The sequence below is a fragment of the Actinomycetota bacterium genome, assembly GCA_030650795.1.
In the GTDB taxonomy this organism is placed as follows: domain Bacteria; phylum Actinomycetota; class Actinomycetes; order S36-B12; family S36-B12; genus UBA11398.
Genome location: JAUSDJ010000034.1, coordinates 1 through 7877, shown reverse-complemented (window position 1 = coordinate 7877; position 7877 = coordinate 1). Strand labels below are relative to the sequence as shown.

Here is a 7877-nt window from a genome sequence, read left to right as displayed (position 1 = left end):
GAAGCCGATGAGGATCGAGGCGGGATCGGCGACGGCGCTACCGCGCTCGGACACCACGCAGTGCGCGGCGGTGACGACCGTGGTGGGCGTCGTGAGGGTACCCCCGCAGAACTGGGCCCGGACGGCGCCCGCACCGACGATCGCGGCGCGGGCGGCCTGAACGGTCAGCGTCGTGTCATCGATCGGCACGGGGGGTGGAGTCGGGGCGCCTGGAGGGAGGTCGACAGTGGTGTGCATCGTCACCATGTAGGGGTTGGCGTTCGCTCCAGCCGGGTCCCCGTTGACGATACGCGGCGACGCGGCGGGAGTGGCGAGCCCCGCCGGCGCCGCCTGCCCCGAGGGGGCCATGGCGAGCACGAGCGCAGTGAGCACGAACGCGCCTGCCGAGCAGGTCAGCGCGGTCAACGTTCGGTTCACAGCAGAACGGTACGTTGACGCACCACCGGCGAACAGCATGGGGGTTGGCACCGCTCCCGCTATTCGCCGGGGTCCTTCACGAAGTTGCGCTCGGTCGTCGGCCTTGCCCACGGGATTGCTGTCGGTCTGCTTGCCACTCGTTGTGCCGCTCTAGGGGCAGACTCGGGATTGCTGTCAATCAGGTTGGCGATCTTTGCGGGTCGCGCGGATCCTGACTGAACTTGCGAGGTACCGGGACGGCTCACACCGTTGAAGGGGAATGAGAAATGACCTACCGCCTCAACGCCTCGAAACTCGCGGACCCCAGCGAACGACGAAGGGCCCCTGACTGGTCAGGGACCCTCGGTCGTACCGAACGCTCACTTAGTTGAACGTTCAATTTGGTAGCGGGAAGAAACTGAGGATGCACGATCTTTGGGTTGCGTGCCCAGCAAGTTGGCCTCACGAAATGCCACTTCTGCACCCCCTTCTGCACTCCCATGGGAGTGCAAGGCTGCACCCACTCCGCACACTTTCGGCATGACAGACATCCTTCCAGTGAGGACAAATCCTCACAGGCACGGAGGCAACCGCTATCGGGGCAGATCCTGCAAGCCTGCACCCACATTGTCCATAAGCCCCTGACCAATCCAGTGCACTGCGTCAAAGCGTGGCGCGCGACAGTTGCAGAACCTACGTCTCTTCTGGCCGCGGTATATATGTGCCGGCCGCGGGCCCACCTAGCATCGTGTCTGTAGTTGGAGCCATCGCCTTACTTTGGGATTTGGATTTGCACGTGGCAGAAGTCTCAGCGTCGTTCATCGTTTCCTTGGCCGTCACCCGCAGGCAGGGTACTTCGCCGAACCTGCTGCTTCAGCGCCGGTTGGTCGAGCAGGAGTACTGGCAAACATGGGAACTTCCTCAGGGCCATCTTGAGCAAGGTGAGTCCGTTGTTGAAGCGGCCCGGCGTGAACTTGCAGAAGAGACCGGTCTCGAACTTGACGAGTTGAGTGTCGAATATTCCGCGGAGCAGAGCCACGGGCTGATCGTTGAAGGCGTGTCTCCTCTTAGCGTCGCAATAGCTTCGGGATCTCGCATCTACTTGGGTATCTGCCTTTCTTGCGAGGCTCTCGGCGAACTGCGCGAAAACTCAACAGAGGCCAATGATCGTCAGGCATGGTTTGATCGCAGCGCAGTGAAGAGGTTGCTGGATGCCGGCACGGTCTTTCCGCTCAACAGGCCGATGTTGGAAGCCTGGTTGGCTGCTACTGGCGATGCGTGATCACGTGCCCCAGGGAGCGTCTGCCCGGGTGAGCGCAGGTCTTCCCGATAGCCGAATGGCGTGAACATAAGTACCGTCGACTTGGTGAGAGCCAAGATGCGCGTGGCCTGTGAGATGGCACCAGGCGGGCAGGTCTACGACTGACACAGGGTCGGTCGAGATGAGCTCCACCAAAGCTCCTGCTGGGAGGTCAATGGATTCTGCGTGCAATCGCAGCAGCAATTGCACGCATTGAAGTCCAGACGCATCAATCACGTGGTCTGGCTGCGAGCCGGAATTCTCTGCACATTCTTCGGCGTCCATCGCGATACGAACCCCTTTGCGGCTGGTGTCTGCGGGTGATCTGGCGCGCTACGGCGTTCGAGACGTATAGAGGATACGCGGAACTTGCGCTATATTCAATTAATCACTTGATTAGTGGAATGGAGTCGACTGATGCAAGGACGTGAGTTCAAGGACGCCGTGTTCGAGCAGTTCGCTCGCGTCGCCTCCGCGTTCTCCAGCCCAAAGCGAGTGGAGATCGTGGACCTGCTGGCCCAGGGGGAACGCGCAGTGGAGTTGATCGCCGAGGCGACTGGCATGACGATGGCCAACACCTCTCGACATCTGCAGGTGCTCCGGCAGGCCAACTTGGTCTCCACACGTCGGCAGGGGATCCAAGTCTGGTATCGAGTCGCAGATCCGAGCGTGATCGAGGGATACCGGGATTTGTGGGCAATGACCGAAGCCCGCATCGGGGAGGTCAGTGCTCTGGCTGAGGCGTTCTTCGGTGATGTCGATGGAGCCGAACCAGTCGGTATTGCCGAGCTGGTTGCCCGTGCCGACAGCGGCAAAGTCCTTGTTGTCGACGTTCGTCCCCGCTTGGAATTCGAAGCCGGGCACCTGCCGGGTGCATTGAATATTCCATTAGAAGATCTTGCAGGCCGCATCAGCGAACTTGATCAGTCCACCGCCGTTGTTGCGTATTGCCGGGGGCCGTACTGCGTGTTATCCGCGCAGGCAGTGGCCCAATTGCGTCGCGCAGGTCTTGATGCCCAACGCCTCGACGGTGGGCCACTGGAATGGGACGCAGCGGGACTACCGCTCGCAGTCGGTGCATAACCAATGAACATCAACTAAGGACTGCGACGTCATGGACATCTTGATCATCATCAACGGATCTGCCTACGGGCTGGACTCGACGTTCAACGCCATCCGTCTCGCAGCCTCACTGGCGAAGCGTGAAGACGTCAACGCCACAGTCTTCCTGATGGGAGATGGCGTCACCGCTGCGATGGCCGGACAGAAAACTCCAGACGGGTACTACAAACTCGATCGGATGCTTGGCAACGTCACGCGCAATGGGGGCAGCATCCTGTGCTGCGGCACCTGCATGGACGCCCGAGGCATCACTGACGAGCTACTCATCGAGGATTCAACACGTTCAACCATAGAAGCACTCGCGGACCTCACCATCGCCGCAGACAAGGTACTGGTGTTCTGATGACAACCACAGATGCGAAAACTGTCCTGATCCTTGGTGGCGGAATTGGTGGGGTGGCCACTGCAAACCGGCTGCGCCACAAGTTGGGGAAGCAACATCGAGTCATCCTGATCAACCGGGAAGCTGACTTCTCCTTCGCTGCTTCCTATCTATGGGTCATGAACGGCACCCGCAAACCCAGCCAAGTCACCCGGCCGCTGGTGCGACTGGAACGACGCGGCATTGAAGTCATCATCGGCACGGTCGAGAACATCGACCCCGTGGCTCGCACCGTCACTGTCTCCGGCAACGAGCTGGCAGGCGACTTCCTCGTCGTGAGCCTGGGAGCCGACTGGGCAACAGACAAAGTCCCCGGCCTGCTGACACACGGACACACCTTCGCCACCCTCCCCGGCGCCCAACTCTTGCGAGCAGCACTGGACAAGTTCAGCGAAGGTCAGCTCACCATCGTCACTGCCGCGCCGCTATACAAATGCCCAGCTGCGCCGTACGAAGCCGCGCTCTTGATTGATGCCGGATTGCGAGGGCGTGGTGCGCGCGACCGTGTGCAGATCGCGGTGCGAAGTGCCGAGCCGGCACCGATGCCCGTTGCTGGCGCGCATGTCTCCGCCGCAGTGCAAGGGATCCTGGCCGCACGAGGTATCGACTATCAGGGTGGACGCCAGATCACTGCCGTGGAGCCAGGCAAGTTGAGTTTCGGTGAGGAACAAGAATCGACCGATCTCTTGGTCTACATGCCACCGATCCAGGCACCTCGTGTCATCGCCGATTCTGCGTTAGCCGAGGGTGACGGTTGGATTCACGCTGATTCCAGCACCCTGGAGACCGGCTTCGATGGCGTGTACGCGATCGGCGACAACACCCACATCGTCTTGGGCATCGGCAAGCCACTGCCCCGTGCCGGAGTCTTCGCACATGGCCAAGCTCTTGCAGTCGCCGACTCGATAGTCGCGAAGATCACCGGAGAAGCACGAGGAGGAATCTTCGACGGCCATGGCGCCTGCTTCATCGAAACAGGCAACGGGCGTGCCGCATACGGCAGCGGCAACTTCTACGCGGAACCAGCACCAGCCATCGACATGAAGCAACCCTCGAGGCGCTGGCATATTGGCAAGGCGGCGTTCGAATTCAACGTGATGCGGCGCTGGCTATGACCGGCCGACCGATCTACTTGGACTACAACGCCACAACACCCATCGATGATCGAGTTCTCAACGCGATGATGCCGTTCCTAACAACCGAGTTCGGCAACCCATCAAGCGACCACGCCTATGGTGCGGCTCCGCGACAGGCCCTTGCAAAAGCCAGGCAAGAAGTCGCCACGCTCGTCGGCGCCAGCGCGTCCGAGATTGTCTTTACTGGCAGCGGCTCCGAGGCCGACGCGCTAGCAATACGTGGAGCTGTTCTTGCAACTAAGGCCGCGGGGCGAATACAACCGCATGTCATCACGCAAGTCACTGAGCATCCAGCAGTCCTTGCCGCCTGCCGCGAACTCGAGGAACTTCACGACGTCACCGTCACCTACCTGCCCGTGGATGCCGATGGCCTCGTTGATCCGCACGACGTCGAAGCCGCGATCACATCGAGCACAGTTCTCGTGTCGATCATGCACGCCAACAACGAAACAGGAACGATCCAGCCGATCGCACGCATCGCGGCCATCACCAAAGCACGAGGAGTCTTGCTCCACACAGACGCTGCGCAATCCATCGGCAAGATCCCCGTGAACGTCCAGGAACTCGGAGTTGATCTGCTCACTATCGTCGGACACAAAATGTATGCGCCAAAAGGCATCGCTGCTCTCTACGTGCGCGAAGGCGTGACCCTTCACCCCATCATCGGTGGTGGTGGACAAGAACGCGGCCTGCGGGCCGGCACTGAAAATGTCGCCTTCGCTGTTGGGATCGGCGCAGCAGCCCAACTCGCCACACAAGCACTCGTCGACGGTGAGATGGAACGACTATCTGACCTGCGCGACCAACTTGATTTGGCGCTGCAAGCAGCGCTACCTGGACGCGTGCACGTGCACGGCGATCAGACGCACCGACTGCCCAACACACTTAACGTGCATATCGACGACGCCCCAGCCTTAGCGCTACTTGCTCACCTGCCGGACGTTGCAGCGTCAGCTGGATCTGCTTGCCACGCCGGACAGGACGAACCATCAGCCGTACTCATCGCGATGGGACTGAATGCTCGTGACTCTCTTTCAACTATTCGACTGTCATTGGGGCGTTGGACAACACCGGAACAGGTCGAACAGGCCGCTCACGCCATCGGCATTGCCGTTCAAGGATTACCCACAAGCTCTTGAGTTGCGAGGTCGGAAATCGCGATCTCATCCTAGGTCCAAGATTGCACGCCGATAGTAGAAGCGAATCTTGCGAGGTACCGCTGCCCACTCGCCGTTGAACGAACGGGAACACTAACGAGCAGTCCCAGATTCATCTCGCCAAATACGCTAGCCCACACTTACACACACGCCGCCACGGTCGCGTGCCATGAAGCAATATCGACGCGCTAATGAACTCCGCCACTGGAAGCGATACAAGGAGGACCCCCGGTTAGGAAGGCCTTGCTTCGTTCATTTTCCGTTTCGGGGAAGGTCAAGCCACAGTTGGTCGCGAAGTTGACCGAAAGGGCGAAGAACCGGACAGGACTTCAGGACTCGACACATGCACAAGTCATAGGGTCGGAAGGGACCAAGACAGCGCACGGACCCATCGGGCAGGGCCCATGACCAAACTATTCAACTCATCGGTGCCATTTGGGAGGGTTGGTCATCAATCACGGGCGCGGACAGCGATGCCGGATGCGCCAACACGACCAGGCCAAATATCAGGATGGCGGTTCCTGCGAACTTCGTGAGTAGCACGCCATGCTTCCAGTTCTTCTCGGCGAGGAACACGATCGAGATCAGAGCCATCCACGTGAGATTCATGAGCCCAACTGTGAACAGCACGACCATCAGCGCCCAGCAACAGCCAAGGCAATATGCCCCGTGGCTGAAGCCAGTGCGGATCGTCCCGACCAGACCCAGGCCGAAGTCGTGCGTCGACAAGAAGGTCAATGGTGTGCGGCAAGCTCGGAGGCATGTCTGCTTCCAACTGGTGAACTGGTACACGCCCGCAACGATGAGCAGGACTCCAGCCAACCGCGTCACCCACGCTGGGTTCATCGTGACGTGCCCGGACCCGATCAGCACTGCTAGGGGAACCAAACCTGCGGCAGTCCACACGAGTAAGTAGCCCGCAACGAACGCCACCGTCAGTGAGATTCCGCCACCGTGACGCTGCATGACCATCCGATGCATCAACACGATCGGCGCGATCGTGGGAAACATCATGGCCACCATCATCGTGACCCACATAGCGAGAAACACGGGGGCGGTCATGTCGAAATCTGCAGACTGCCCGAGTTGGGAAAGTCCTGAGACCATGCCGGACATGCTCGCTGACCGAGAAACCGTCGCCCACCACGCTGCTGCAGCCAGTGCGAGCAGGATTCCAGTTGTTAGTAAAGTGGCACGACGCTCTAACACTGAATACGCGGTACGCGGCGTGTCCGCCTGCGCGGTCACGATCAGACGGAAACGAGACGGTTCTCGCTCGACCACATCACTTCTGAGTAGTAAGCGTTCTTGCCTGGATGGTCGTAGGAAACGCCGTCGGCATCGACACGATTGATGGACGTTGTGCCGATGAGCCCGTCAGTGAAGATGAACCCTGAGGGCAGCACCATGCGTGCCTCGTGCGGCTGGCCGGTGACCGGATCCTTGAACGACTCCATGTGCACATCAAACTTGTTGCCAACGCGTACGTGCGAATCGGTTCCATTGTCGTCGATCTCGATAGCCTCGAAGAACGGCCCATGGATCTCGCTGATGGTCATCGCCAAGATCTCCCAAGGTAGACCCGGATCTTGAGCCATGAGGACGGGAATAATCGCCTCGCGCTGGACTTCCGTGCCATCGATGAACACAGCCATATTGCCATTGCCCTCATGGATGGCGCCAGGCCACTTGACCGCGGCTGCCACCTTGAGTCCGGCGAGATCGACGCCGTCGCGCTGACCATCAATTACTTCGAAAGCCACTGAACCCTCGCACTTGCCGTGCGAGGGGAAACCGCTCATATTGCACGGACACCCAAGCTCGCAATTGCAAGCTTCGTAATACTTTGCCTTTATTTGCCAGGACATCTCGCCTCCTTCGGAAAACGATCAATGCAGCCTTCATACTCCTCATTGGCCACTGCACACAAGACACCTTGGCCAAACTCAGGGACCCCGGTCGAAATAGACCTGCGGGCGGGAGCATCAACCAGAAGCGGAGAGAACTTCTACACCTACTCGCAGACGGTGACGACAGACCCTCAATCCGCAGACGGACCGCCTCAACTGGCCACGCGAACTCCCGACTACACACCGTCAGATCAATACAGATCCGCGCCAAGGGGAACCGTAACGGCCTCAAGCAGGATCAGGGCGTGGGCATGTCAACCAGCCGATCAGCAGGTGCCCGTGATCAGAGGTGTTGTGCTTTGAGAACTCAATCAAGGGCTCTCGCAGGCAGTTTGAAGCGCCCCAGGTTCTGTGCCGCTCCTATGCGGGTTGCAACTCTCGGTTGAGGGCTGCGTAGTGGGCTTGCTCGAACTCTTCGGGGCTGTTGTAGCTGAGGCTACTGTGCAGGCGACGGGTGTTGTACCACTCGACCCA

The 7877-nt window shown here is 59.8% G+C and carries 10 protein-coding genes; 6 read left to right on the top strand and 4 right to left on the bottom strand.

Features of this window, described 5'->3' with window-relative positions; all coding sequences use genetic code 11:
• Positions 1 to 417 (bottom strand): trypsin-like serine protease (locus tag Q7L55_11915; protein ID MDO8733254.1); only part of this gene is annotated, 417 nt, incomplete at its 3' end.
• 775 nt (positions 418 to 1192) lie between these two features.
• On the opposite strand from Q7L55_11915, the gene Q7L55_11910 reads away from it, so the two are divergent.
• Positions 1193 to 1678, top strand: a complete 486-nt coding sequence (locus Q7L55_11910; protein MDO8733253.1) for an NUDIX domain-containing protein — start codon at positions 1193 to 1195, stop codon at positions 1676 to 1678.
• Here the strand turns inward: Q7L55_11910 and Q7L55_11905 are convergent, their stop codons facing one another.
• Entirely contained in the window at positions 1679 to 1906 is a 228-nt protein-coding gene (locus tag Q7L55_11905; protein MDO8733252.1) for a sulfurtransferase TusA family protein, read from the bottom strand. It lies immediately after the preceding gene.
• On the opposite strand from Q7L55_11905, the gene Q7L55_11900 reads away from it, so the two are divergent.
• The 5 genes from Q7L55_11900 to Q7L55_11880 all read left to right on the top strand — a co-directional run bounded on the left by Q7L55_11900 (position 1883) and on the right by Q7L55_11880 (position 5475).
• Positions 1883 to 2020: a hypothetical protein gene (locus Q7L55_11900; GenBank protein ID MDO8733251.1), complete on the top strand. Its 138-nt coding sequence runs from the start codon at positions 1883 to 1885 to the stop codon at positions 2018 to 2020. The genes Q7L55_11905 and Q7L55_11900 overlap by 24 nt on opposite strands.
• Before the next feature lie 93 nt (positions 2021 to 2113).
• Complete coding sequence (locus tag Q7L55_11895) at positions 2114 to 2779, top strand: metalloregulator ArsR/SmtB family transcription factor (protein ID MDO8733250.1); 666 nt, start codon at positions 2114 to 2116, stop codon at positions 2777 to 2779.
• A 31-nt stretch (positions 2780 to 2810) separates the two neighbouring features.
• Positions 2811 to 3161 (top strand): DsrE family protein, encoded by a 351-nt coding sequence (locus Q7L55_11890; protein ID MDO8733249.1) that lies wholly within the window; start codon positions 2811 to 2813, stop codon positions 3159 to 3161.
• Positions 3161 to 4315 carry an FAD-dependent oxidoreductase gene (locus Q7L55_11885; GenBank protein MDO8733248.1) on the top strand — a complete coding sequence of 385 codons (1155 nt, stop codon included), beginning with the start codon at positions 3161 to 3163 and terminating at the stop codon, positions 4313 to 4315. Before Q7L55_11890 ends, Q7L55_11885 begins: the two co-directional genes overlap by 1 nt.
• Positions 4312 to 5475 carry a cysteine desulfurase family protein gene (locus Q7L55_11880; protein ID MDO8733247.1) on the top strand — a complete coding sequence of 388 codons (1164 nt, stop codon included), beginning with the start codon at positions 4312 to 4314 and terminating at the stop codon, positions 5473 to 5475. The genes Q7L55_11885 and Q7L55_11880 overlap by 4 nt, the downstream gene beginning before the upstream one ends.
• A gap of 435 nt (positions 5476 to 5910) precedes the next feature.
• On the opposite strand, the gene Q7L55_11875 is transcribed toward Q7L55_11880, so the two are convergent.
• A complete protein-coding gene (locus Q7L55_11875; protein ID MDO8733246.1) occupies positions 5911 to 6741 on the bottom strand; it encodes a DUF2182 domain-containing protein in 831 nt (276 codons plus the stop codon).
• Positions 6742 to 6743: 2 nt separating this feature from the next.
• Complete coding sequence (locus Q7L55_11870; protein MDO8733245.1) at positions 6744 to 7361, bottom strand: DUF1326 domain-containing protein; 618 nt, start codon at positions 7359 to 7361, stop codon at positions 6744 to 6746.
• Positions 7362 to 7877: the final 516 nt, after the last annotated feature.